This window comes from Neptuniibacter sp. QD34_54 (assembly GCF_047778055.1).
GTDB lineage: Bacteria > Pseudomonadota > Gammaproteobacteria > Pseudomonadales > Balneatricaceae > Neptuniibacter.
This window is the reverse complement of sequence record NZ_CP180546.1, coordinates 2,689,172-2,714,970: the sequence shown is the minus strand read 5'-3', so window position 1 is coordinate 2,714,970 and position 25,799 is coordinate 2,689,172. Positions and strand designations below refer to the sequence as shown.

Below are 25,799 nucleotides of genomic sequence, written 5' to 3'. Positions count from 1 at the left end.
ACGATTAATTTAAGCCGGGTAGGGATGTTGGATCAAACTCATCGATCTGACGTGGTGTCATATGCGATTGAGCATATTCTAAATATGTACCGCTTTCGACAAACAGCTTGAATAGATCTGCATCCAGATGATTATCTTCCACCATCCGACCCAAGATAGTCATTGCTTGCGATAGCAGCATGCCTTTCTTGTAAGGGCGATCAGGTGAAGTCAGTGCTTCAAAAATATCAGCGATACACATAATTCGCGCACGTGTTGATAAATCTTCTGCTGTGATCCCTCTAGGATAACCGCTGCCATCCATATGCTCATGGTGGTTACAGGCAATTTCAGGAACTTCGGATAGTTGTTTGGGATATTTCAGGGATTCCAGCATGTCGATCGAAACTTTTATGTGATCGCGCATCACTTGACGTTCGTCATCGGTTAATGTGCCTTTACTGATACATAAGTTATCCACTTCATCTTTAGAGAGTAGATGGCGTGCGTTGCCTTCACTATCAATCCAGCTTATCTCACTGATACTGACCACTCGTGCTTTGTCTTCAGGAGCCATAAACTCAGAGCCAGTATTAGATTTACGAATAAAATCGAAATCGATATCTAGCTGTTGTAGTTGAGCGGTCAGCTTTTGCTCAGCAGATGCATATTCTTCAGTTGATAGTTGCATCTGTTGTTGCAGTAACTCAATTTGCAAATGTTGTTTGTATTCTCGAAAACGGGATTCAACCAGATCTATCCGATCAAACATTGTGTGTAGTTTTGTTGCTTTATCAATGATGTATTCAGGCGTGGTAATCTTGCCGCAATCGTGAAGCCATGCTGCGATCCGCAACTCGTACATCTCTAGGTCATTAAAGCTAAGATCAGCAAACGTTCCATCAGTTGCGTTGTTAACTGCTGAAGCAATTAACATGGCTATTTCTGGTACTTGTTCACAATGCTTACCTGTAACGGGTGACTTATGGTCTATTGCACGGCCAATCAATTTAATGAATGACTCAAATAACATTCTTTGAGCATCGATTAAGCGGCGTTTAGTTAATACTGCAGCTGCAAGTGACGCCAAAGATTCGACTAAATGCTGTTGGGTATCTGGGAAGGCAATGATGTTGCCATCATTGTCCATAGCATTAAGTAACTGCAATACACCGATTATTTCCCCTTCATGGTCTTGTAAAGGCACACATAAAAAGGATTTTGAACGGTAATTTAGTTGCTTATCGAACTTACGTGTTCCTGAAAAATCATAGTCGTCGCAGTCATATACATCGGGGATGTTGATGGTTTCCCTCTGGACGAAGGTTTGAACCACAACCAGTTTGGAGGCTTGTTGTTGAGCATTGTGGATCTCTACCGCAGGGAGGTCGCGAGGCTTTTGATGAATGCCTAAAGAACGGTTATGAAGAACAGAAAATTTTAGCTCGTTTTCATTATCTTCATTGAGTGTATATAGCGTTCCCCCATCCGCATTGGTTAGGTACATACACCCCAAAATAATACGATCTAACAGTTTTGAGTGATCTTTCTCAGATGTTAAAGCGCCTGTTAGATCGGCTAATTGTTTAACGACTTCCTGAGTGTCTAGGTAACTCATAGAGGTTCCAATATAAAATCCAAAATGCATCTAAATGGTTTTAGAATGCGACATAGTGTTAAAAGATTGGTTATCTATTTGATCATCTTAGCACTAAATAGAAGTAAGACCTTTCATTAAGAACAGCAAATTACTTTTAAATCAGTCCAATAGTGACTTTATTTCTATATCGGGTACATACTTAGATAAATGGTTCAAACGTACCATCCTGATATGACGCTATGACTAAACTTGGTATGTAACTAGCCTGAGTCGTATAGAGCTTTTTCAAAGGTTTCTTAGTAGCAAGTAGGATCAATTATGTATTCAGATAAATCACCATTGCAGATACGCCAGATGATTCGTCGAGGTGAGTTTCAAGGTAATACCTCCGGAGTGGCGGCGGGGTTTGTACAAGGTAATTTGGTTATTTTGCCTAAAGATTATGCCGGTGATTTTTTACAGTTTTGTCAGTTAAATCCTAAGCCTTGTCCCCTGATTGGTATGTCTGAAAGACCGGGTAGATTTATGCTGCCGAGTCTAGGGGAAGATCTAAATATTTGTACCGATATTCCGAAGTATCGAGTCTATCGGGATGGTGAGTTAATTAAAGAACTGCCAGATGTATCTGCATTGTGGCGAGATGATTTGGTCACCTTTGTTCTAGGTTGCTCCTTTTCATTCGAAGAAGCGCTATTGGCGGATGGTTTAGAGATCCGAAATATTTCTGAAGGGGTTAACGTCCCTATGTATCGAACCAATATCCCTTGTAAGCCCGCAGGCTGTTTTAGTGGCGATACGGTTGTCAGTATGCGGCCAATGAAGGCGGCAGATGTGATACGAGCTATTCAGATTTGTAGCCGTTTCCCTTCTGTCCATGGCGCGCCATTGCATTTGGGCGATCCTACAGAGATCGGTATTGAAGATATCGACAAACCTGATTTTGGCGATGCGGTCACAATTAAAGAGGGCGAGCTGCCCGTTTTTTGGGCCTGTGGGGTAACGCCTCAAGTGGCAATAGAACAGGCTAAGCCTTCGTTTTGTATTACTCACAGCCCAGGCCATATGATTGTGACAGACCTAGCCAATAGCCGCCTTGCTATATTCTGATCTAAGGTGTGATTGAAGGTTTTGATTTAAGGAATACTGAATGAGTTTAAAGCTAAATTGTGATCTAGGTGAAAGCTTCGGTTCATGGAAAATGGGACTAGATGAAGCGGTGATGCCGCATATTGATCAGGCAAACATTGCTTGTGGTTTTCATGCAGGCGATCCGTTGGTAATGCAGAAAACATTGGTGCTTGCCAAACAAAACGGCGTCATGATTGGTGCGCACCCGGGATATCCTGATCTTGTTGGCTTTGGCCGACGTAGTCTAAAAGTGAGCGCTGATGAACTGACATCGATGCTGCTTTATCAGATTTCTGCATTAGATGGGATGGCAGCCAGTATGGGGCTAGGTCTTAGCTACGTAAAACCTCATGGTGCTATGTATAACGACATGATGGCGGATACTTCAATTCGACAAGATGTTATGCGAGCTATAGCGGCTTACCACAAACCTTTAAGGTTGATGTTACAAAGTACTCCACAGGTGGTACAGCATCGGGAAGAAGCAAAACAGATAGGTATCGAATTGTGGTTTGAAATATTTGCAGATCGTTGTTACGCCGATGATGGCAAACTCTTATCACGCTCACTGCCAGGCGCGGTACACAGCAAAGAGAAAATGTTGGCTCAAGTTCGCCAGCTCAAAGAGAGTGGCACTGTCACAACCGTAAACGGCCATCAACTTAAACTACAGGCCGATACGTTGTGTGTACATGGGGATAATATGGATGGTGTTAATGCAATCCAAGAGATCCGAGAGTTAATCCGGTCATGAGAATAGAAGTAGCAGGGGAGAATGCGCTGATCATCTATTTTGGTGATAAGGCCACCCCAGAAACCTCTGCCAAAGTACAGCATGCAGTTTCTGTTTTAGAGATAGAGTTGGCCGATAAGCTCATCGATCTCGTTCCTTCCTATGCGTCTTTGTTAGTGATCTACGATCTGTTTTCCTGTGATCATCTGGAAATAAAAAAACACCTCCGTGAGTTACTCACTCAGCTCGATCAAGCTGAACAACAGGAGGGCGATCTAGTTTCCTTACCCGTTTATTACAGTCCGGAATCGGGTCCTGATCTAGAGATGTTGGCTCAAAATGCGAATTTGGAAGTGGATGAAGTTATTCAGATTCATAGCCAACAAGAGTACAGAGTTTATGCCATAGGTTTTGCCCCTGGGTTTGCCTATTTAGGAGAGGTAGATCCTAGAATCGCAGCACCGCGTTTATCCACACCCAGACAAAAAGTACCTAAAGGCGCCGTAGCTATCGCTGATCGGCAGACCGCCGTGTATCCAGCTGAATCTCCAGGTGGTTGGAACTTGATTGGTTTGTGTCCAACTGAAATGTTTACCCCGGACAAAACGCCGAATATGCCGGTTAAGGTTGGGGATAGAGTGACGTTTAAGCCAATTACCCGAGACGAATATCTCGCGTTAGGCGGGCAGTTATGAGCGAAATGGGTTTTAAAGTATTACAGCCAGGCCTGTTAACACTTATTCAAGATGCAGGCCGTTTTGGTCACCATCGTATTGGTTTAACGACCGGTGGGCCGCTAGATGCGCAGGCCTTTAAATGGGCTAATCGTTTATTAGGCAATGACCTAAAAAACTCTCTACTAGAAGTCAGTGTTGGCGGATTGGTGTTGGAATCCCATGTTGATACTTACATGGTTGTGACCGGAGCAGATATCCCGTTTAAGGTTAATGGATTGGAAAGGGAGTGTTGGCATGCCCAGAAAATCCAGCAAGGGGATCGGATCGAGTTAGGCTTCGCAACCAAAGGTGCGAGAGCTTATTTAGCTGTGAGTGGCGGGTTTCAGATAGAGCATAATTTCTCCAGTAGCGCGACCGTTATGAGAGAAGGTGTCGGCGGTATAGATGGCGGCAAGCTTCAACAAGATGATTTTCTATACTGTACAGAAGTAAACGAGGCTAAAGCCTATCGTCTAGCGGAGCATCATCGACCACAATACGATGAATATGCCTGCTTGCGGGTTATCTGCGGTTATCAACAGCATCTTTTTAGCGAACACGATAAGCGCATATTTTTCAGTAGCGAGTATGCAGTTACTGATCGTGCCGACCGAATGGGTTATCGATTATCAGGTCCTGAAGTTAAAGCGTCGGTAGATGGGATTTTATCGGAGGGAATCTGCCATGGTGCCATACAGATCCCGGCAGACGGACAACCGATCGTTTTACTAAATGATCGACAAACCATTGGGGGTTATCCAAAGATTGGCTCTATGCTCTCATTAGATACCGCAAAAATGGCGCAAATGATGCCGGGTGCCAAAGTCTCGTTTGAGCAGATAACGATTGATGACGCGCACAATATTCAATCATTAACGCAGAAAAAATTTGAACGAACCGAGCCAGATAAAGTGAATTAGCGATCCACAAGTATTAGTTGTATAGGTGCCGTTATGCCACATGAAACCACTATAAGTAAGCAGATCGAAGATCTATTGGTTGCTAGAAATTTGCGTGGCATGCAAACGATCCAACCCGTGTTGGAATCAGGCTATTACCTGCGTGCAGCTCGGATACTTAATCGATGCAGAGGACATGTATTGATTGGAACTGGTTTCCCCGTTGTGGATACTTTTGAAACGGATGGACCGGTAGGGGCGATCGCGCTGTACAAAGTCTTAGAAGTGATTGGCGCGACCCCAGTTATTGTATGTGGCCCGCCGGTATCTCAGGCGCTGATGCCTGATTATAGAGTTCATGAAATTCGTGTGGGCGAGCATAAAGAGCGCACATTAGAAGCCTTCCAAGCGTTGTACCAATACAACCCCGAAGCTGTGATTTCTATTGAGCGTCCAGGACAGGCTGAAGATGGCCGTTATTATAATATGCGTGGTGAAAACATCAGCGCTCGTACTGCCTGTTTTGATACTTTTATTCTGAATGCTAAATGCCCAACCATCGGCATAGGTGATGGTGGCAATGAAATCGGTATGGGTAATGTCAAAGATGCGCTTAAAAATCTCGATATAAAGGCATCCGTTACCGAAGTAGATGAGCTACTGATTACAGATGTATCTAATTGGGGAGCGTACGGCATTATTGCTTTTCTAAGTTTTTGGAACCATCGAGATTTCTTTGCCGATATACAGCCCTTGGAAATACTTCGCTATCTTTCCAAATTAGGCAGCGTCGACGGTGTGACAAGAGAAAATGAGTTAACTGAAGATGGTTTGCCGGCATCTGAAGGTCAAAGCGTGATTAATGATTTAAGGCAAATTATGCGTTTGGTGCGTTTGGGGTCAGAGTAAAATCTCCTCAATTGGTTTTTAACAAGTAATTGTCTACTAAGCATGAAGTTTTGGGTGTCGGTTGATTTTACACTGCCCCCATCTAGTAGGAGGGATATCTCTATGAGCATTGCATACCTTAATGGTGATTTCCTACCGTTGTCAGAAGCACGTATTTCGCCCTTAGACCGCGGTTTCCTCTTCGGTGATGGTATCTACGAAGTGATACCTTACTATCAGGGACAATCGGTTGGTTTAGGTTTGCATATCCAACGTATGTTAAATGGCTTGGCAGAGATCGAAATTCACTGCTCGCTCACCGCTGAACAATGGCGTAATTTGCTGAACGATCTAATCGAGAAAAACAGTGATCAAGCCGAAAACTTAGGGGTATATGTGCATGTCTCTAGAGGTACTGACGACAAGAGATATCATGCCTATCCAGAGGGTGTAGAACCGACTATTTTTGTCTATACCTTCCCAATCAAAGACCCTGAACCAGTCGATCGAGATAAAGTGACTCAATATAGTCTGGTCAGTACTGAAGATCTAAGATGGCAGCGCTGTCACATCAAATCAACCGCGTTACTTGGGAATGTTATCCACTTTCAGCAGGGTTATTCTGCTGGAAGTGACGAAACTTTGTTATATAACGCCGATCATGAACTTACTGAAGGCAGTGCTTGTAATGTCTTTATCGTCAAAGATGGTGTTGTACTGACGCCTAAGTTAGATAATCAGATTCTGCCGGGGATTACCCGCCGGATTATTATTGATAGCCTAACGGCAGACGGCTCGATTCCCGTTGAGGAGCGAACTATTACGATGGATGAGGTGCGTTCTGCAGATGAATTATGGATCACCAGCTCTTCTAAAGAGATTGCTCCGGTAACACAACTTGATGGCCATCCTGTAGGTAATGGTAAAGTAGGTGAAATCTGGGAAAAGGCATTCTCCATTTATACCGCAGCAAAATTTTCATATTGATACGTAATTATTTTTTCAAAGGTTATTTAAATGTCTCTGATTAAAAAAATCAGCGAGTTGTTCACATCTAATAAAACAGAGCCAGAAGTGACGAGCAGTTTTATCGAGGTGGAGTACAACGGCTATATCATCAAACCTATGCCGATATCAGAAGATGCAGGGTATAGAGTCAATGGTTTGATTGAGAAGGACGAACAGTCTCATCGCTTTATCCGTGCAGATGTTTTGATGGATGAAAATCAATGCGCGGATGAAATGGTGCGTAAAGCAAAGTGTATGATCGATCAGCAGGGTGATACGATTTTTGGAAGTTTAGGTTCAGAGTAAGCCTCTGTTCTAAAAGCTCTTAAGCGCTGGGGTGTTAATGGTTAATGCCAAAGTCGGCGTGTCGGCAGAGTGGGATTTTACTCTTACCCCATTTGGAAATAAGGAAAAAAATGGCAAATATTGTTGTCGCATGGGAATTAGGCGCGGGCTTAGGGCATCTATCTCGCTTAGCAATTATCATCAATCGATTAGAAGCTCTTGGGCATAATCTGGCATTAGTTCTTAATGATCCAACAAATCTGGATGTGGTTAATCTACCAGAATCTCTTTTGGTACTGCCGGCACCCAGTTTTAAAACGCCACCTGCAAAAAAGCAGCCTACTGTTTCGTTACCATGTATTCTTCAAACGCGTGGCTTTCAAGGTCCAAAAGTCCTTCGCGGGATTGTTAGAAGCTGGCATGGAATTTTTCAGATAACTCAACCTGATTTATTGATTTTTGATTATGCGCCGACTGCGTTATTGGCTGCGAGAGGATTGACTTGCCCGAAAGTGATTATTGGAAGCGGTTTTGCTGAATTAGAGCCAGGTATTCCCTGTGAAATGATGCGCACTGATCTGAAAGAAGCACCGAGGATGACTAAAACGATGGAAGCCCGCATAGTTGAGGTAACCAATTTTATTTGTGCTGAGTTGGATTACCCTAGGGTCAAATTTCTATCAGATCTTTATCAAAATGACTTGTCTTTGATAACAACGCTTCCCGAGTTAGATCAGTATAAAAGGAACCCTGAAAAAAGTTTATATCTAGATTTAGATAATAAGTCCGAAACTAATGCGTATCTACCTTGGCGTAATCTCAATGGTAAGCGTATTTTTGCGTATCTCAGAATTGGCCAAAGTGGTGTAATTGAAACCTTAGAAGCTTTAGCAGAAATTAGGCAGGATGTGGTGTGTTATTGTGCCGATGCTCCAGCACGATTAGTAGAAACTTACCGTCGTAAAGGTTTGCAAATGAGTGTTGAACCTCTTGATACTCAACAGCAATTAAATAGTGCAGATCTCGTTATTAGTCATGCCGGTAAAGGGCTGATTAGTGAAAGCTTGATTGCTGGAAAGCCATTAATGCTATTACCTACGCATATGGAGCAGCGTATGAATGCTTCTAAGGTAAAGGCTTTGGGGGCCGGGTTAAGTGCTGGAGGAAACTTTTCTCCTCAGATAATCAAAAAAATGATTAAACGCTTATTGGATGAGAAAGAGTACACATTAAATGCGCAAAAAGTAGCTGCCCGTTACGAAGGGGAGCAACAATTAAGTTCCCCTGATCAGATGATTGAGAGGATTGTTGAGTTATTAGATTAAGTGGTAGTGTATTTTACTTTGAGTGTCGCATTAAATGCCATGGAGCGCCGCTCCCCTTCACCAATAAAGGGTTCAGCGCCATGGAGTAACCATCCAGGGAAAAGGTAAAAATCACCTACCTCAGGTTTGACACTTAAGAGTGACTTAGAAAAACGCTGCTTATTACCTTCGATAAAATTCAGATATCCCGCTTTGCGACCAGAGATATAGTTTCTTTCTTCTTGGCTAGGGTCTATCTCATCAGGGACTTTTAAGAACAGCACGCCAGAAATATCACCGGAATGGAAATGCACAGGGCTAGGTGTGTTTTGATATTGGCTGACGATCCAAAAGACTTCGTAGATTGCTCTATCTAACTGACTACCTTCTGCTTCCTTAACATAATTGTTAATTAATCTGCCGACAATATCGGCAAGTGAAGGCGCTCCACCAAAAACGATTTCTTCAGGAAGCATAAATTCAGTACTGTCCGTTTCGGAAATATGCTGGTCAGCAAATAGATTTATCTTTTCGATCAGTTCTGAAGGAAGCTTGGTTTTTGCTATTAAGGGGCCGAATGGTGATAACAGTTGCATTGTCTCATTCGAAGGGGCTGAAATAGAGCATTTTGGGTCTGCTTCGTACTTTCGTAAGCGTCGCGTTCGTTGTTTCTCTGGCATTAGCTCTTCCCCGTATTAGTAAGCTTGAGTCTATCATATCGAGTTATTGAGGAATCATATTAATGTTTCTCAAAGTTAGTGCCTCAACATAATTTGCGATCATGATGAAACTATCGTGCTTATTTATGCTCTACCTTTAGAAGGTTAGATACCTTTGTCGCTTGATAAGGATAAGAATGTATATAAGCAGGGGAAAGGGCATGAATAAGAGCGTGTGTTGTGTAGCATTGTTGCTCAGTGGTTTTACTTCTGGCGTATTCGCCGAATCCAGTAAAATCCAGATTGATGCAGGTAAGTTTCAGATGGGTTGTTCACAGGGAGATAATGACTGTGAAAGTGATGAAGGTATCTCAGGGGGCATAGCTGTTGACGTGCCAGCTTTCTTGATTGATAAACATGAAGTAACAGTTGCTGAGTATCAAGTATGTATTGAGGCAGGGAATTGCCAACGGCCAAAAGACCATAAACGAAACCAGTATTGTAATTTGGGTGCAGAGGGGCGAGGTAATCACCCGATTAACTGTGTAGATTGGCAGCAGGCTTTAGATTTCTGTCGAGCTAAAGGCGGCCGTTTACCTTTTGAAGCAGAATGGGAAAAAGCAGCGCGGGCCAATACGCTTACGCGCTACCCGTGGGGCCAAGAAGTAAGTTGTAAACAAGCCATTCTTGATGACGGAAAAACAATGGGATCGGTCCCTAATGAACCTGATGGTTGCGGTGAAGATCGTACTTGGCCAATAGGTAGTCACGCTGAAAACGCTTATGGCTTACATGATATGCATGGTAATGCCGGTGAATGGACGATGAACTGGTACGCTAAAAACGGCCTTGAACGCTATGCGAATGGAGATCTGATTGGTCCAGATCAGGGACGTCAACGGGTGGTTCGTGGTGGCTCTTGGGATGAGAATAAAGCTTATTTGCGTAGTTCATTCCGAAATGTGAAACCGCCGGTAAGTGGCAGAAGCGTTTATGGATCGATCGGTTTTCGTTGTGCTTATGATGTGAAATAAGCGTAGGTTTATACAAATAAAAAAGCACCATTAATCGGTGCTTTTTTATTTAATTGCAAGCCAGTACTAATGGCACGGGCTGTGAAGTGCCTTTAGCATATTTGTGATGACTGCATCATATTTAGACTGGTCTGGACGCTTGCTACTTAAAACGCGAAGCCCCCAAATATTTGTCATTAGGTATGTTGCGAGATCTTCAGGAGACTGTTGTTTATCCAGCAAACCTTGTTCCTGAGCTTGAGTCAGGGCATTGGTAAAGTAGGTCTCAACCTGACTTAGGTAGCCTCCTACACGTTCTCTGATCTCATCATCTTCTGTAGCAAGTTCTAGCATGGTATTGACCATCAGGCAGCCTTTGCCAAGACGGTCATGTACTAGATCGTCACAGAAGCATTTAAAAAATTGTTCGATTCCCTTCAGCGGTGTTTCAGCATCTTCCATCACGCTAGAAACGCGATTTAGACTGCGCGCAGCATAGGTATCTATAACTTCTAAAAACAAACCACGTTTGCTTTGAAATGCACCGTATAGTGATCCCGGTTTTAGTTTGGTCGCATTCACGAGATCGGTTACTGATGTAGCGCTGTAACCTGTTCTCCAGAAAACATTCATTGCTTTCTCTAAGACATCAGTACGATCAAACTCTGCTGGCCTAGCCATATTTTGCCCTCCTTGTTCTATTGTCTTATTATCATTATTCAAACCGCATCTCGCAATAGTTAATATGATAACCGGTAAATACTTCTCATTTCTCCCTTTTTTTGCAGTTTTTTTTACGGTCGCTACGCTAACGGCTTGTCAGAAAAAACCTTCAGAATTCAGTTCTGAGGAAGGTCCGTTGTTCCGACGTGGTGTAGTGAACATAACTGATCAAGGGCTCAGTTTTAAGCCATGTTATGTTAATAAACGCGAGTTGATTAATGATCATACCGGTCGATTAGAGCGGAAATTGGATAATTCCATGGAGCCTGCTTTTTATGCAGAGATGAGTGGATCACATATAGCGCCTGGCGAGCCGTGGGAGGTTTATCAGGTACATCTGATAGGTGGTAATCAATCAACCTGTAATTATGAACTATCAGGCAATGAATACCGTGCTGCAGGTGACCGTCCCTTATGGATAGCGGATGTCCGTGATGATGGCATACATGTTAAGAGGTTTGATCGCCTGAAACAGCTTATTTTCCCGTTAAACGACCCTATTCAATTAGGCAGCAGTATCGAGTGGGATAGCGAGTTAAAGGGTATAAAACGTCACAGCCTGACATTAAAAGTCGATCATTTACATTGTAAAGATCGTTATGGAATTGAATACGAATATACCGCTCAAATGGTGTTGAATGGTACTGTCTTTGAAGGCTGTGCTAGGCAAGGAAAGTTGGATCTCAGAACACTACCTGGCTTATATGGGGTCGAGCTACCTGGATTAAGGTCACAAGGGCGTTATATCTCTTTAGAGTTATCGAGCGATCAGCAAGCGGTTTTAACTCAAGATTATCGTAATCGTCAGCCGTTAATCGTTCAAACGGGGTCCTGGCAATTGATGAAAAATGGCCGAGTTGTTATTCATTTTGTGGATATTGACGGTCGCGAAGATAATGAAATTCTAATATTTGAGAAAGATAAAAAGGGCGGTTTGTTGTTAAAGGGATATAGTCCTACGTTTGGACATTCGGGGTTCCGATTAGAAAGAGCCGGCCCCGAACGTCTCTATCGAAAATTTAATCGTTAATCAGAACATCTTTGGCCTGATTTATCTGTGCTGCAAGATAATCGCTACCGCCGCGGTCTGGGTGCATTTTCTGCATCAATTTACGATGTGCGGCGATAATTTCTTCCTTACTGCTATTAGGTGAAATACCTAAAATATCGAAAGCTTCTTGGCGGCTCATCGTCCCATGATGAGAGTGATTGTTAGCACTATCGTTATTCGGGATATCGTCTTCGCGCCAACTATCGCCAAAACGCTTATCTAAATACGTTGTTAATAAGCGTGTAGATTCCCCATCATGTTGACGACAGTACTGAAGTAATTGAATAAATTCTTGTTCGCTTAACTCCCCCAGTTCTCTACCCTGTAGTGGTCCTTGTTTTACCGTGCCATACATCACGCCAGAATCATGATCTAAACGCATCGACAGAATCTTTGTTTCCACTTTCGAAACGTTGCCCGAGCTTGCTTGGTTCTGACGTTTTTTATACAAATAATTAAAGAAAGGAAGGAAACGAATAAAGAGTGGAAAAAGTCTGCGTGCAAAAGGGAGTAAGCCCGCTGCTACGGCTGCAATCCAATGAAGCCTACCGGTCAGAGCCATTAACAGCACAAATAAAGAGATGATGACTAAAACAATAGCGATGATTGCGCGCGTTCGCTTTGCTGGTGTAAGTGTCTTCAGCCAAAAGAACACCAGAAAACCTAATCCGGCTAAAACTACTAAACTAATTGGATTCACAATTTACCTTTACTGATGCCTAAAAAATCGTAATAACTAAGTTGTTTATTTTACCGTAACTGTTCAAGTAGATGTTTGGCTGCTTGCCCTTTATTTTCAATATAGTGTTGAAATGCTGGTTTACCTTGGCTGGCATAAATCGCAACGGCAATTAAAAGTTGCTTTAACAATTCAGAGCTATGATGATCGAAGTGGTGATAAGCACCGCCTGATAGATGAGCGATGGCAGTGAAAGCCTGCCTTGCTCGACAGTCAGAACCTTCCTGGAAAATGAAAACTGGGGTTTTAAGCAACCCAAGTTGGCCTGCGAGAGAAGTTAGCTTGTCGGTACTTTCCTCCTGGCTATCACCGATATAGATGATAGCTTTGACCTCTTGTTTTCGAGTTTCGTTTATACCTAACTGAAGTACCTTCTGTATTTGGGTATGACCAGCAGCACAAGAGACATTCTCCATAATCTGTCTAAGCTGAGTAGGCTGGTTAAGCCATTTACTATGCTGGAACTCTTGATAACCCCGAAAGTAACAAAGCATAACGGCAAGGTTTCCGACTTCGCTGGTGGCTGAAAACATCTGATTTTGCAGATGGCAGGCATGATCCCATGTGGCTTGGCGGCTGGCTGTTGCATCTAATGCAAACAAAATACGACCCTGAGCGTTAGCATTGGCAGGTACGAGTTCGTTGGCGAGCTGAATAAATTCATCCAGTTCTTTTCTAGAAGAGAGTGTTGTTAGGTCTTTATCTTTCTTCATTTGCATGCTGATTTTACGGTCAAATAATAAATTTAATACAAAAATTCTTTATATTATTAGCTTGGCCTAATCCTTAGTAAGAATTATTCCTATTTTCTTCTGAGACTAACGACAGTTTGAATCAGTTCAGTTAAGATCTAGTAAAATTTATAAAAGGAGTTTTGTAAGGTGCGTAATGTCATTATAGCCGGTGCAGTTGTAGCAGCCGGTGCAGTTGGCTACATCCTAACCCAACAAGATGGTGGTATTAGTGCCACATCTAAATCCCCATTGGCATATGTGCCTGCCGACACGGTTTTCTTCTCTGGTCAGCTAGAACCGTTTCCACTTAAAAACTACCTTCAGTCCACGAGCTCTCTTCAGGCAAAAGCACCTCAAGAACTGCTAGATGCATTAGATGATGAAACTGATCCGAAAAAACGTTTCTTCACTAGCCTTATCAAAGCTTATTTTGACGCCGCAGGCTCGCCTGCTGAATTTCAAAAAACATTTGGTTTACCAGATGAATTAAGAATGTATGTCTACGCAGTGGGTTTCATTCCAGTCATTCGCTATGAAGTAACAGATGCCCAAGGTTTATGGGCTGCGTTAGACAAGGCAGAACAAGACAGTGGTTTTAAACACGAACTGCGCAGTTCTGGCGATCTACAATACCGTGCTTATACGTTAGAAAATAATGAAAAAGGCGAGAAGTTCGAAGTACTTGTAGCCTTTGAAGATGGTTGGGCTACTTGGACCATCAATACTCATGTAAATGATGCTAAAACAATTGATATTGCTTTAGCTCAAGCAGAACCTGAAAAGTCGCTTCAACAGGCTGGTACAGTCGAGCAGATTGCAACGCAACACGGCTTTATAAATAACTATATCTCTTATATCGATCATCAGCAGCTAGTGACAGCCTTTACCACTGAAAACGGTAATACATTGGCTAGCATGTTGACTCAAGCGATGACTGCGTCAGGCGATCCTGACGGTTTGGCTGATGTGCGTAATCCTGAATGTCAGTCTGAAATGGCTGCAATTGCGGCTAATTGGCCACGTACTGTAATCGGTGCGCGTAGCGCTGATGATATTCAAATTACACCAGAACGCAGCTTTATGCGTGTTTCAACTGTTGTTGAAAGCAAGAATAAAGTCGTGATGGATGCGTTAGCTTCTCTTCAAGGTTATATCCCATCATACCTAAACGATGCACAGGTATTTGGTTTGGGTGTAGGTATTGATGCCAACAAGCTAGGTACTGGTTTGTCTTCTATTTGGAGCAATATGCTAGAACCTACCTACAAATGTGCGCCATTAGCTGAGATGCAAGCGGGTGTTCAACAGGCTAACCCAGCAGCTTTAGCGATGTTTACGGGTATGGCTCAAGGTGTCAAAGGTATCGGTGCTGCTATTCAGGACTTCAGCTTGAAGACAGAAGGTTTTGCGCCAGAGCTAGAGTCGTTACAGGGTATTGTTTCTCTCTCTGCTGATAATCCAAAAGTGCTGTTTGATATGGCGAAGTCATTTGCTCCGCCTCTAGCGGCTATTCAGCTACCTCAAGATGGTACTGCTATTGATCTATCTACGATGGTACCGATGCCTCCTGAAGTAAACGTGAAGCCTATGCTAGCGTTGAAGGGCCAGCACTTGGTTATCTTCGCAGGAGAAAGTGGTCAGGCTCTGGCAGATACATTGGGTTCAGAACAGATCTCGGGTAATGGCTTGTTGAATTTTTCAATGGACTATAAAAAGATGCTTACGCCGCTTCTACCGGTTATGGAAATGGCTGCTGACCCAGAACTAACTGAGCAGATGGAAACGCTTAAAAATATGGATATGAAAGTTAAATTGGCGTTGAATCTTCAGTCTCAAGGTATTGAATTGAATACTGAGATGGATATTAAAGCACCTTCTCAAAAGTAGCTTCAAACCTTTAGCTTTAATCTAACTAAAAACCGCTTAGTAGCTTCTACTAAGCGGTTTTTTTTGTTTATCCAGCTAGACTTAGTTTTAAACCATTAAAGTGAAACCTTTGGGTTTTACTGAGTTGATTTTTGAGAGAGTTATGTAGGATGCGGGTATCTCTACAAAAGTTATTAAGTCAGATTTTAATAATTGCTGCGATATCCATTGGAAATCTCTATTGTTCCGCAAGCTTTGCGTCCACAGAATTACGTACAATTCCACCTCAATCTGATTTTGATGTCAGCCATAATTATTTTGTTTCCTTGCTGCAATTGATGTTGGATAACACTTCTTCTGAGTACGGCCAAAGCAAGGTGACACATGTAGTGAGAATGGAGCAAGGCCGAGCTTTTTATGAATTGAAAAGGGGAGAAATCATAGATGTATATTGGGCAGGCACCTCTATTGATCGAGAAGAAGAATTTACAGCGATTCGAATTCCCCTTTTGAAGGGGTTACTAGGTTATCGCCTTAGTATTATACGAGAAGATTCTAAATCTAACTTCCAAGAAATAAGAAGCCTAGAGGATTTAAGAAAGTATACCGCTTGCCAAGGAAGGCATTGGCCGGATTCAGATATTTTGGAAAGTGCGGGTATTGAGGTCAGAAGAGGGCCGATTTATGAACTTATGTTTGGCCAGCTAGCAGCCGGGCGTTGTGATTTTTTTCCTCGCGGAATTCATGAGGGAGGCCCTGAATTAACGGCTCGACGTGATAAATATCCAAATCTACGTTTGTTCTCTGACTCGATTGTTTATTACCCATTTCCCATGTATTTCTTTGTTCGTAAAGGTAATACCAAATTGGCGAAACGATTGGAGTTAGGGCTGGAAAGGGCCATTGATTCAGGAGAGTTTGACCAGCTACTAGAGAATCATCCAATCACGTCGAAGTTATTTCCATTAACTCAGTGGGGTGAAAAAAATTTCATAGCGATAAGTAATCCCTTACTTCCTAGAGATACGCCGATCACTAATAGCCGTTATTGGGTGAGGCCGGATGACCTTAGAGCTCCGGCAGAATAAGTTGTCGGGAAAAGTGCCTGAATTTCGATAAACCGTTCTCTATTTCTCTTTAGCCCTGTAGTATTTATCTTTTTCATACAGGGATGAAGTTAAGATGACTCAGGACGTTGCTGAAAATCTATCCGCAAATCGGAAACCTTTCCAGTTTATGGGCACAGGTGGAGAATTCTTCAAAATTTGGATTGTAAATATCCTGCTCAGTATATTAACGCTTGGTATTTATTCAGCTTGGGCGAAAGTACGAACTAATCGTTACTTTTACGGTAATACTCAACTGAATGGCGATAATTTTGAATACCATGCAACCCCAATACAGATATTAAAAGGCCGTCTTATCGCCTTTGCTGTATTAGTGACATTTGTTTTTTTAGATAACCTTAACCCTATTTTTGGTGGTATCACCGCTGTGGTGATCATGTTTGCGACTCCTTGGATCATATGGAATGCGCTGAAATTTAATGCACGTATGTGTAGTTATCGCAATGTACACTTTAATTTGCAGGGTAAGCTGAGAAAAGCCTATGAAATTATGCTGTGGTTGCCTTTAGCTCCGGTTTTGATTTTAGGCGCTTTAGGTGGCTTAGCTTATCATTTGGGGGCAACTACAGAGGCTTTGCTTGGTCTGGCTTCTGTCGGTATTTTAGCAATTTATCTGATGATCCCTCTTATCCAAGGAATGTTTCAAAACTTTTATGTAAATAGCGCTCGATTTGGTCAAGGCCAATTTAAAGCGAAAATTTCTGCCGGTTTCTTTTATTGGATGTACCTTAAGCTTTTGCTTATCGCTCTAGTTGTGATTGTAGCGGCAGTCATAGTGCCATCAATCTTTTTGGGTGGCGTAACTGCAATATCGGCTTTAAGCCAAGGGCCTGATCTCGTTATGTCATCCATGAATAATCGTATTGCGATGATCCTTATCCCGCTTACGGTAGTTGTTTATGTTCTCTTTGGTATCTGGAGCAAAGCTTATATCCAAGTGAATATCAGAAATTACACTCTTAACCAGACTTCTTTGGATCAGGTGGTGAGTTTTGAATCTAAAATGACTGTTTGGGGCTTATTTAAATTACAGGCGGTTAATTTGTTACTGATGATTGTCTCTTTGGGCTTTGCCAAACCTTGGGTGGATGTCCGGAAGGCAAGGTACTCTGCTGATAGCCTAATAGCTGAAGTGGAAGGTGATCTCGGTCAGTATGTAAGTGATCAACAGGCGAAACAATCTGCGTTGACTGATGAAATGGGTGAAGCTTTTGACGTTGATTCTGACTTAGGGTTAGCTGTTTGATCAAAGGTGCTTGGTTTGAAACAGATAGCTCTGCCAAGGTACTGGCAGAGCTATACCTAAGCGATAATTCTTTCCAGATTCGTTCGGGTGAGCAGGTAATCTATTCGGGTGACTTGAAGCAGCTAAGCTTTAGTGATCGTGTCGGGAGTATAGATAGGAAAGTTTATATTCAAGATCAAGGTTTATTCCAGACGGCAGAGAATGACGCCATTGATCAGTGGTTAAAATATTCTCAAAAAGCTCAGCATTCTCGCGCATCAAGCTGGTTTCATCGGCTTGAAACTCACTGGGGGATGATTATTTCATCCGCTGTGATGGTAGCCCTTTTAACCGTTGCCATGTTTGTTTGGGGGTTACCTGCGGGTAGCAAATATGTAGCTGCAGCTTTACCTTCTAGTTTCGCCGAAACTTTGAGTACTCACACCCTTGACGTGATGGACAAGGCTTTATTTGAGCCCAGTGAATTAACTGATGAAAAGCAAGCAAAGATCATTGATAACTTTGATAAAAAGCTTACGCAAGTTTATGCAGGTGAACATAATCTAAAACTGTATTTTAGGAATGTAGGTGGGTTAGCTAATGCTTTTGCACTGCCTTCTGGTGATATTGTTTTAACTGATGAGTTAGTCGATCGGCTGCAAGCCCCGGGGCAGTTAGACAGTGTGATACTGCATGAGATTGGTCATGTTCATTATCATCATGGTATGACGCGTTTAGTCCATAGCTCCGCGATTGGTGTTTTGTTATTGGCAATCATGGGTAACGATGAAGCGTTATTACAGGAATTGTTAGTGAGTTTTCCTGTTTTTTTGATGCAACAACACTATTCAAGAGAAGCGGAAATAGAAGCCGACCAGTTTGCTTTTGAGAAAATGATTAAACTAGGGATTGATCCCATACGTTTTGCAGAAGCACTGGAACTTATTGTCGCTGACGACGGAGATTCGAATGCGGATTCTCAACACGAAGAACCCTTTTCGAAAGTAAAGGAATATAGCCAATATCTGTCTACTCATCCGGAAACCAAAGAGAGAATGACCGCTGCGAAGAGATATCTGCATCAACATGCAGAGTAGGTTTTAAGAAGGGTTTGGTTTACGCTCTGAAATAATGAAGTGCGTAAACGCAAACCTTAAGACTTATTCACCAATATAGCGTTTATGCTTCTTTTCTTTAACGTAGCTTATATCTACTAAAACTAGACCATCGATGCAGTAGTTAAAGTCTGGATCTACACCGAAATCTAGGAAACGAACACCGCCTTCAGTGCACAGTTCGCTGTATTGCTTATAAAGTGTTGGGACGTTTACACCCATAAACTCTAATTGCTCTTTTAGGATACTGAAGTCACTTTTGTAATTGTTTCCACAGAAGAGGCTTCTCATATGCTCTTCAGTAACGTCGTCGATTCCATATGGGGAAACGGAACTAGCGAGGTTCTCACTATCCTCAAAGTAATGACGATAAAACCAAACCAACATATCTTTCGCAGCCTTAGGATAATTATTGCTTAGGCTGACTGGGCCAAACATATAGCGAATTTCGGGGTGTTTGCGAAGGTACGCACCAATCCCATACCAGAGATAATCTAAGCTACGCTTTCCCCAATATTTGGGTTGTACAAAACTACGACCAAGTTCGATGCCTTGTGAGAAATAGGGCTGCATCTCATCGTTATATTGGAAAAGGTCGCTGCTGTAGAGTGCCTTTTCAGGTTGCTCTTTCAGCTTAGCTGCTTCTGCCAATCGATAAGCCCCGACAATTTCTAACTCTTCTTCATCCCAGAGAATGATGTGGCGGTAGTACTGATCATAGTGATCGAGATCTTTTTTTGCGCCAGTGCCTTCACCAACACAGCGGAATGCTATCTCTCTTAAACGACCAAGTTCATGCATCACTGCCGAATCTTTAATAAAGTCGAATAGATAAATTTTCTTACCGTCAGCGGTTTCACCGAGTAGTTCAGCATCGCGCAGTTCTTGTTTGATGCTTTGACGATCTTGAGGGTGTGCGATGGTTTTCTCGGTGATAAAAAGAGGTTTCTTATTTTTGGCAATCCTGTAGAGATGCTTTTTAAGCAGCTTGGTTTTTTCTGCTGTGGATACTGGCACGGCATCGATTTGGCAATATGGAATTGCTTCGCCAACTTTTATCTGGATCGTCACTGAGTATTGCTTGAACATTTCTCGGGCCAGCATGATGGTGGAGAAGTTCTTGTTCAAATAAGAAACGCTATAGAAAAGTGGTGAGTTCTTACCCCCAATAAACACAGGTAGGATTGGTGCATTGGCTTTGCGAGCAATACGTAGAAAACCACTGTTCCATTTATCGTCTTTGATGCCTGTAATCCCTGCACGTGAAACTTCACCGGCAGGGAAGACGATTACAGCTTGTTCTTGCCTTAGGGCATCAACAATACCCTCGATGTTCTTTTTACGTGTATTCCCATTTAAGTTATCAACAGGCAGGAATAGATTGCTGATAGGGTCAAAGTTCATCAGAACATCATTAGCGACAATTTTTACATCTCTACGAACTTCACCAACCAGTTTTAGCAGTGATAATCCATCGAGTGCACCAAGTGGGTGATTGGCAATGATGACTACTCGCCCAGACGAGGGGATATTTGCCCGATCATGATTACTGATGCTGTAACCAAAGTTAAAGTAATCCAGGACGCGATCAATAAATTCAAAACCATGGGCATCTTTGTTTTTGGCTAAGAAGGTATTGATCTCTTTCTCATGTACCAACTTGCGTAGCATATGCAGTGCAGACCGCTTAAAAGGTGTTGGCTTAGCGTCAAAGTCTGGAAACTTATTAATTACAGCTTGTTCTACGTTTAGGACAGGCGTTTCTGGCTGGGAAGTATTTTCACGTATGTTCATAACGTAAAAATATAGGGAGGGAGTATGACCAACCTTTGACGATTGCTTTACGATTTTATGACAGGTTGCTAATCGCCACTAGTGTCATTCTCTTTCAAGGCTTTAGTCCAAAGATCACCATCCTCCTGCCTGCGTCCTGGATTTTGGCGACGATTGGGATTATCAGGTTCAAACCTGATTTCGGCTCGCCTGTCCTTGAGTTCTCGTCTGTCTTTTCCTGAACGGGTATTGGAACCGTGAGGATCGTTGTCCATAGGAATTCTCGGGTTTAGTTTAAGGAGGAATTCTGGGTAGTTGAATAGAGGAAGAGAGAGAGCTACCCAGAATTCCTAAAGCCTTTATCCTTCAGCTTAGCAAAGAATTTTGATTTTTCGATCAAATGAAAATAATATAACTGTATAAATAAACAGTATTTGTTTTTATGCAACGAAAAATCATTCATTGTGACTGTGATTGCTTTTTTGCTGCGGTTGAGATGAGAGATAACCCAGCACTAAAGCAAATACCTATGGCGATTGGCGGTGATCCCTCTCGTCGTGGAGTCATCGCAACCTGTAATTATCCCGCCCGTGAATATGGAGTGCGCTCGGCTATGGCGACCGCTCAGGCCCTTAAGTTGTGCCCTGATCTCACCGTCATACATGGCAACATGGATAAGTACCGCGAAGCTTCTCGACAGATTATGGATATCTTTCGAGACTATACCGATATCATTGAACCGTTATCTCTTGATGAAGCTTTCTTAGATGTGACTGGGACTGATCTGTGCCAAGGAAGTGCAACTTATATTGCTGAAGAGATCCGTCAGAGGGTGAAAGAAACGGTTGGTATTACTATCTCTGCAGGCGTTGCCCCGAATAAATTTATTGCCAAAATTGCCAGTGATTGGAATAAGCCTGATGGTTTATATGTCGTCAAACCTGCTCAAATCACAGCATTTCTAGATGACTTATCGGTAGATAAAATTTCCGGTGTAGGCAAGAAAACCGCAGAGAAACTCGGGTCGATGGGTATTTCTACCTGTTTGGATCTTCGAAAACGTTCATTGGCTGAGTTGGTTGAGCGCTTTGGAAAGTTCGGAAAGCGTTTGTTTGAGCTAGCTAGAGGTATTGATGATAGGCCTGTGCAGACCAGCCGGATTAGAAAATCTATTAGTGTTGAGCATACTTATGCAAATGATCTAGGTGATGTAGAAGCTTGCTTAGAAAAGCTACCGAGCTTATTAGAGGAGTTAGCTGAAAGGTTTGCAAAGCACGGCAAGGATAAACAAATCACAGGCGTGATTGTTAAAGTTAAATTTTTTGATTTCATCCAAACTACGGCGGAGCATGCCGTCGCAATCCCAGATTTAGCTCATTTTCGCCAACTACTGATTGATGCATTTAATCGGGGAGGGCGACCTGTGCGATTACTCGGTGTCGGATATAAATTAAAACCTTTGCTAGATCAGCAACCTAAGCAATTAAATCTACTCGACCTTGCTTAATTAGACCTTTTGCTTTGATTTAATCCATACTAGGTAACATTACTCAGTAGATGGATATGCCTAAGGTCAATATGTCTGATAGTGAAGTAAACATCGATAATTTAAGGGTGCGTTTAGCCACTTATAGTCATGAATACAGATGTGGTATGGAAGGTTGGGCGTTACGTTGTTGTCAATTGGCTATGGATGCCACTGACAAAGGTAACTATGGTGTAGGGGCTCTACTGATAAGTCGAGAAGGCGATATCTTAGCGGAATCGGGTAATCAAGTTTTCTCTGCAGGTTTTAACTCTTCTGCCCATGCCGAGATGTGTGTTATCGATGAATTTGAACGCACCTATCCAAATTATTCCTCCAGATCTGGCCTAATGTTACTGACATCCTTAGAACCTTGTCCTATGTGTTGTACACGTATACTTGCTGCCGGAATTGGTCGAGTAAGATATCTCGCTACTGATAAAGATGGTGGCATGATGTCGCATTGCGATAAGTTGCCTTATGCATGGAAAAACCTCTCTGAATTAATTGATATTCAAGAGGTTAATGGTCTTCCAGAACTTTCTAAGTTAGCTAGCGATATTGCATCAGCGAACATTTCTTTATTGAGAAAAAAACTATTAGGGATTATTCGCCCCTGATTCCTGAAATTAGCCATTGCTTTTGCTATACTCGCGCGCTTTTACACGGTCTGGTCAAAAAAGAACCAGTGTCTACCCGAGGTGATAAATGATCCAATTGCTTGTGTCTAAGACACAATCGCTAAAAAGCGACCTGCTTTCAGGTTTGACAGTGGCTTTGGCGCTGGTACCTGAAGCTGTAGCTTTTGCGTTTGTTGCTGGTGTTGAGCCATTAGTTGGCTTATATGCAGCGTTTATGGTCGGACTGATTACTGCCACTATCGGTGGTCGACCAGGTATGATTTCTGGTGCTACTGGTGCTTTGGCGGTAGTGATGGTTAGCCTTGTGGCAATGCATGGGGTTGAATATCTCTTTGCCACCGTTGTGCTAATGGGGATATTCCAGATTTTGGCCGGTATCTTCCGCTTGGGTAAGTTTATCCGCTTGGTTCCGCACCCTGTGATGCTTGGTTTTGTAAATGGTTTGGCAATCGTTATTTTCCTTGCCCAGATGAAGCAATTCCAGTTCACTGATGCAGAGGGTAACTTGCAGTGGCTGCAAGGTGAGCAGATGATGCTAATGCTGGGATTGATTGCCCTGACAATGGCAATTATTCACTTCTTGCCTAAGATCACGCGAATTATTCCTTCCTCGCTTGCTGCGATTGTTACAGTGACGCTGTTGGTTATTGGTCTAGATCTAGATGCTCGTACAGTACAAGATGTACTTGCAGATATGACGGGTAACCCAGCTGCAACCATTGCTGGTGGCTTCCCTGAGTTCCATATCCCAATGGTTCCGATCAATTTGGAAACCCTTAAGATTATCGTTCCTTACGCTTTGATCTTAGCTGCGATCGGCCTGATTGAGTCTCTACTAACCTTGACCTTGATCGATGAGATCACAGAAACCCGTGGTCGTGGCAACAAAGAGTGTATTGGCCAAGGTGTTGCTAACGTAGCAACTGGTTTCTTTGGTGGTATGGGCGGTTGTGCCATGATCGGTCAGAGTATGATTAACATCAACTCGGGTGGTTTAGGCCGTGCTTCGGGTATCTCCGCGGCATTATTCCTATTGGCATTTATTTTGGTTGGCTCAAGCTTGATCGAAATTATTCCGGTAGCAGCGCTTGTCGGCGTTATGTTTATCGTTGTAATCGGTACCTTTGAGTGGGCGAGTTTGCGTCTATGGGGCAAGATTCCTCGTTCTGACTTGATCGTTGTGATCGCGGTAACAGGCGTAACTGTTTGGCAGGACCTAGCGGTTGCGGTAATTGTTGGTGTGATTATTTCTGCACTAGTATTTGCTTGGAAACACGCAAGTAACATGGCATTTGAAGTACGTGAAGAGTACGACACAAAGGTTTATCTGCCTAATGGCCCGCTATTCTTTGCATCAATTCAGACATTTCGTGATCAGTTTAATCCTAAGATGGATCCACCTGAGGTGATCGTCGATTTTGCGAATTGCCGAGTTATGGATCATTCAGGTATCGAAGCAATTGATTCTTTAGCTGAGCGGTATGAAAAAGCAGGTAAAGAGCTTCACCTTCGTCATCTAAGTCCAGAGTGCCGCGCGCTAATGAAAAAAGCGGGTAATCTGGTTGAAGTAAATGTGATTGAAGATCCTAAATACAAGGTTGCTGATGACAGTCTTGCTTAAACCTGTATCTTAGTTTTATGTGACCTACAAAAAGCCGGTATTCATTGAATACCGGCTTTTTTACTTTTACAGCTTTGTAATTATTTAGCCGTTAAAGCGCTACCATCAAAGCTAATGCCTTCCCAGCCCGTTTGCATAAAGTTACGGATATTGCCGTGATCATCACCTTCAGGTGTCTTTAATACATCTTGGTAGAAACGGCCGAAGCAGCAAAGTGTTTTTTCTTGATCCAGGCTGTTTAGCTGTGCAAAAGCGAATATTTTACAGCTACCTTCGTTTTGTCCTACTTCGTTACGCACGTCACCGTTAGTGAAAGCAGTCGGGGAAAATTCATAGTTATCAGCGATCACTTGAATAGTGTCTTCAAAATCTAATTGATCGTTATTTCCCAGTTGCTGTAGAAATTCATTCAGGGTCATATTTATGCCTTTAATTCAGGTGTTGTCTGATGGTGGATATTAGAGTGCTTCTTTATTTTTGCAATAGTTTGATCTTAATCAGCCTTGTTTGATCTTTGTCCCTTCATGAATCGCTTAGGTGTTAATTTGATTTACACTGAAAGTGCCAAGGTTAGAAAATCCTTTAGGCAAGGGTGTACAAGAATGTATTTAGGTTTCAATGAGGAAGAGGTGTTTGACCATGTTAACTTATCAAGAGTGTTTGGAAATGAGCGGCCTATCTGCATCTGAAGTAGACGCGATTGCTGAGCATGAACATGTTGACCCTATCATAGCTATGGCTATGGGGAACTATTTGGTAGAACACCAAGGTGAGAAGCTTATTAAGCGTATTATTTTGGATGACATCACTAAGGCTGAAAGGCAAGGGGATGATGAACATGCTGCTTTGCTACGTAGAGTTATGGAGCACTTTATAGCTACTCATCCAGATGCTGGTCTCTGAGGCATTAACAAATAGATAAAGGGCCGGAAGGCCCTTTATTTTTATGAACTATAAGCGACTTTCGGTCAATAGTATGGTCAATAGCGTTTGGCTGTTTTCAGCTGCGTCGTGTCCTAATGGTGTTAAATATCCACCATCGGTTTGCGTGACTAAACCTTTATCAAATAGGCGCTGTGTAGCAGCAATAATCTCGGGTTTAGCGGAGGAGTGAACTTTAATACCTTCTTGCGTTGTATCGAGGTTAAACATATTCAATACATTCAATTCTTGCATGATCTCTTCGTTATACGGCATATCTGCTCCTGAAAAAAATCGTCGGTATCTAAGGTGTGTTAGCCAATCTTTAATGGTTAGCAAAAGACCTTATCCAACAGCATAGACCTTCTTGCTTTGAAATATAACCCTTTAATTTCAATGAAAAAGAAATTGGGTAGCTAAGTTGTTGTGAAGTGATAAAGCGTGAAGAGATTGAGAATTAAAGGGCGAGAGGAAGTGTATTGAAAGCGGAAAGAAAAAAGGGGCAGAATGACCGCCCCTTATTGAG

The 25,799-nt window shown here is 42.5% G+C and carries 26 protein-coding genes; 18 read left to right on the top strand and 8 right to left on the bottom strand.

Translation table 11 applies throughout. The features are described 5' to 3' along the window. Positions 1-4 precede the first annotated feature (4 nt). Positions 5-1,597: a GAF and HD-GYP domain-containing protein gene (locus ACMXYP_RS12290; protein WP_415881924.1), complete on the bottom strand. Its 1,593-nt coding sequence runs from the start codon at positions 1,595-1,597 to the stop codon at positions 5-7. A gap of 300 nt (positions 1,598-1,897) precedes the next feature. Between ACMXYP_RS12290 and ACMXYP_RS12285 the strand changes: the two genes are divergently transcribed. The 8 genes from ACMXYP_RS12285 (at position 1,898) to ACMXYP_RS12250 (ending at position 8,561) form a co-directional block, all read left to right on the top strand. Then, complete coding sequence (locus ACMXYP_RS12285; protein ID WP_415881923.1) at positions 1,898-2,686, top strand: putative hydro-lyase; 789 nt, start codon at positions 1,898-1,900, stop codon at positions 2,684-2,686. Between the two features lie 40 nt (positions 2,687-2,726). Next, positions 2,727-3,461 (top strand): 5-oxoprolinase subunit PxpA, encoded by a 735-nt coding sequence (locus tag ACMXYP_RS12280; RefSeq protein ID WP_415881922.1) that lies wholly within the window; start codon positions 2,727-2,729, stop codon positions 3,459-3,461. Then, positions 3,458-4,135: a 5-oxoprolinase subunit PxpB gene (pxpB, locus tag ACMXYP_RS12275; protein ID WP_415881921.1), complete on the top strand. Its 678-nt coding sequence runs from the start codon at positions 3,458-3,460 to the stop codon at positions 4,133-4,135. Before ACMXYP_RS12280 ends, pxpB begins: the two co-directional genes overlap by 4 nt. After that, positions 4,132-5,076 (top strand): biotin-dependent carboxyltransferase family protein, encoded by a 945-nt coding sequence (locus tag ACMXYP_RS12270; protein ID WP_415881920.1) that lies wholly within the window; start codon positions 4,132-4,134, stop codon positions 5,074-5,076. Before pxpB ends, ACMXYP_RS12270 begins: the two co-directional genes overlap by 4 nt. A 33-nt stretch (positions 5,077-5,109) precedes the next feature. Further along, positions 5,110-5,964: a DUF4392 domain-containing protein gene (locus tag ACMXYP_RS12265; protein ID WP_415881919.1), complete on the top strand. Its 855-nt coding sequence runs from the start codon at positions 5,110-5,112 to the stop codon at positions 5,962-5,964. 102 nt (positions 5,965-6,066) lie between these two features. Next, positions 6,067-6,930, top strand: a complete 864-nt coding sequence (locus ACMXYP_RS12260; protein WP_415881918.1) for an aminotransferase class IV — start codon at positions 6,067-6,069, stop codon at positions 6,928-6,930. Between the two features lie 30 nt (positions 6,931-6,960). Further along, positions 6,961-7,257 carry an HlyU family transcriptional regulator gene (locus tag ACMXYP_RS12255; protein WP_415881917.1) on the top strand — a complete coding sequence of 99 codons (297 nt, stop codon included), beginning with the start codon at positions 6,961-6,963 and terminating at the stop codon, positions 7,255-7,257. A 110-nt stretch (positions 7,258-7,367) separates the two neighbouring features. Further along, a complete protein-coding gene (locus ACMXYP_RS12250; protein WP_415881916.1) occupies positions 7,368-8,561 on the top strand; it encodes a glycosyltransferase in 1,194 nt (397 codons plus the stop codon). Here the strand turns inward: ACMXYP_RS12250 and ACMXYP_RS12245 are convergent. Beyond that, entirely contained in the window at positions 8,558-9,220 is a 663-nt protein-coding gene (locus ACMXYP_RS12245; RefSeq protein WP_415881915.1) for a putative 2OG-Fe(II) oxygenase, read from the bottom strand. The two genes, ACMXYP_RS12250 and ACMXYP_RS12245, sit on opposite strands and share 4 nt — an antisense overlap. A 200-nt stretch (positions 9,221-9,420) precedes the next feature. On the opposite strand from ACMXYP_RS12245, the gene ACMXYP_RS12240 reads away from it, so the two are divergent. Next, positions 9,421-10,233 carry a formylglycine-generating enzyme family protein gene (locus ACMXYP_RS12240; RefSeq protein ID WP_415881914.1) on the top strand — a complete coding sequence of 271 codons (813 nt, stop codon included), beginning with the start codon at positions 9,421-9,423 and terminating at the stop codon, positions 10,231-10,233. A 66-nt stretch (positions 10,234-10,299) separates the two neighbouring features. Here the strand turns inward: ACMXYP_RS12240 and ACMXYP_RS12235 are convergent, their stop codons facing one another. Continuing rightward, a complete protein-coding gene (locus ACMXYP_RS12235) occupies positions 10,300-10,893 on the bottom strand; it encodes a TetR/AcrR family transcriptional regulator (protein WP_415881913.1) in 594 nt (197 codons plus the stop codon). 178 nt (positions 10,894-11,071) lie between these two features. Between ACMXYP_RS12235 and ACMXYP_RS12230 the strand changes: the two genes are divergently transcribed. Then, the gene (locus ACMXYP_RS12230) at positions 11,072-11,965 is read left to right on the top strand and encodes a hypothetical protein (protein ID WP_415881912.1); all 894 of its coding nucleotides are present in this window, start codon (positions 11,072-11,074) and stop codon (positions 11,963-11,965) included. Here ACMXYP_RS12230 and ACMXYP_RS12225 read toward each other — a convergent pair. Both ACMXYP_RS12225 and ACMXYP_RS12220 read right to left on the bottom strand, forming a co-directional pair. After that, complete coding sequence (locus ACMXYP_RS12225; protein WP_415881911.1) at positions 11,955-12,686, bottom strand: DnaJ domain-containing protein; 732 nt, start codon at positions 12,684-12,686, stop codon at positions 11,955-11,957. The two genes, ACMXYP_RS12230 and ACMXYP_RS12225, sit on opposite strands and share 11 nt — an antisense overlap. 50 nt (positions 12,687-12,736) lie before the next feature. Then, entirely contained in the window at positions 12,737-13,438 is a 702-nt protein-coding gene (locus ACMXYP_RS12220; RefSeq protein WP_415881910.1) for a VWA domain-containing protein, read from the bottom strand. A 168-nt stretch (positions 13,439-13,606) separates the two neighbouring features. On the opposite strand from ACMXYP_RS12220, the gene ACMXYP_RS12215 reads away from it, so the two are divergent. The 4 genes from ACMXYP_RS12215 to ACMXYP_RS12200 all read left to right on the top strand — a co-directional run bounded on the left by ACMXYP_RS12215 (position 13,607) and on the right by ACMXYP_RS12200 (position 18,774). Then, positions 13,607-15,346, top strand: coding sequence for a hypothetical protein (locus ACMXYP_RS12215; RefSeq protein ID WP_415881909.1), 1,740 nt, complete (start codon positions 13,607-13,609; stop codon positions 15,344-15,346). Between the two features lie 149 nt (positions 15,347-15,495). Further along, the gene (locus ACMXYP_RS12210; protein WP_415881908.1) at positions 15,496-16,413 is read left to right on the top strand and encodes a substrate-binding periplasmic protein; all 918 of its coding nucleotides are present in this window, start codon (positions 15,496-15,498) and stop codon (positions 16,411-16,413) included. A 94-nt stretch (positions 16,414-16,507) separates the two neighbouring features. Next, positions 16,508-17,698 (top strand): YjgN family protein, encoded by a 1,191-nt coding sequence (locus ACMXYP_RS12205; protein WP_415881907.1) that lies wholly within the window; start codon positions 16,508-16,510, stop codon positions 17,696-17,698. Then, positions 17,695-18,774: a M48 family metallopeptidase gene (locus ACMXYP_RS12200; protein WP_415881906.1), complete on the top strand. Its 1,080-nt coding sequence runs from the start codon at positions 17,695-17,697 to the stop codon at positions 18,772-18,774. The genes ACMXYP_RS12205 and ACMXYP_RS12200 overlap by 4 nt, the downstream gene beginning before the upstream one ends. Before the next feature lie 63 nt (positions 18,775-18,837). On the opposite strand, the gene ACMXYP_RS12195 is transcribed toward ACMXYP_RS12200, so the two are convergent. Next, on the bottom strand, positions 18,838-20,586 hold the full coding sequence (locus ACMXYP_RS12195) for a GNAT family N-acyltransferase (RefSeq protein ID WP_415881905.1): 1,749 nt from the start codon (positions 20,584-20,586) through the stop codon (positions 18,838-18,840). A 421-nt stretch (positions 20,587-21,007) separates the two neighbouring features. On the opposite strand from ACMXYP_RS12195, the gene dinB reads away from it, so the two are divergent. The 3 genes from dinB (at position 21,008) to ACMXYP_RS12180 (ending at position 24,352) form a co-directional block, all read left to right on the top strand. Beyond that, complete coding sequence (gene dinB, locus ACMXYP_RS12190) at positions 21,008-22,072, top strand: DNA polymerase IV (RefSeq protein ID WP_415881904.1); 1,065 nt, start codon at positions 21,008-21,010, stop codon at positions 22,070-22,072. A gap of 56 nt (positions 22,073-22,128) precedes the next feature. Beyond that, positions 22,129-22,710 carry a nucleoside deaminase gene (locus tag ACMXYP_RS12185; RefSeq protein ID WP_415881903.1) on the top strand — a complete coding sequence of 194 codons (582 nt, stop codon included), beginning with the start codon at positions 22,129-22,131 and terminating at the stop codon, positions 22,708-22,710. 88 nt (positions 22,711-22,798) lie between these two features. Next, positions 22,799-24,352, top strand: a complete 1,554-nt coding sequence (locus tag ACMXYP_RS12180) for a SulP family inorganic anion transporter (protein ID WP_415881902.1) — start codon at positions 22,799-22,801, stop codon at positions 24,350-24,352. Between the two features lie 80 nt (positions 24,353-24,432). Here ACMXYP_RS12180 and ACMXYP_RS12175 read toward each other — a convergent pair whose 3' ends face one another. Beyond that, positions 24,433-24,771 carry a HopJ type III effector protein gene (locus tag ACMXYP_RS12175; protein WP_415881901.1) on the bottom strand — a complete coding sequence of 113 codons (339 nt, stop codon included), beginning with the start codon at positions 24,769-24,771 and terminating at the stop codon, positions 24,433-24,435. A gap of 220 nt (positions 24,772-24,991) precedes the next feature. Here ACMXYP_RS12175 and ACMXYP_RS12170 point away from each other — a divergent pair, with 220 nt between their 5' ends. Continuing rightward, positions 24,992-25,255, top strand: coding sequence for a hypothetical protein (locus ACMXYP_RS12170; protein ID WP_415881900.1), 264 nt, complete (start codon positions 24,992-24,994; stop codon positions 25,253-25,255). 48 nt (positions 25,256-25,303) lie between these two features. Here ACMXYP_RS12170 and ACMXYP_RS12165 read toward each other — a convergent pair whose 3' ends face one another. Then, entirely contained in the window at positions 25,304-25,549 is a 246-nt protein-coding gene (locus tag ACMXYP_RS12165) for a TIGR02647 family protein (RefSeq protein ID WP_415881899.1), read from the bottom strand. Positions 25,550-25,799: the final 250 nt, after the last annotated feature.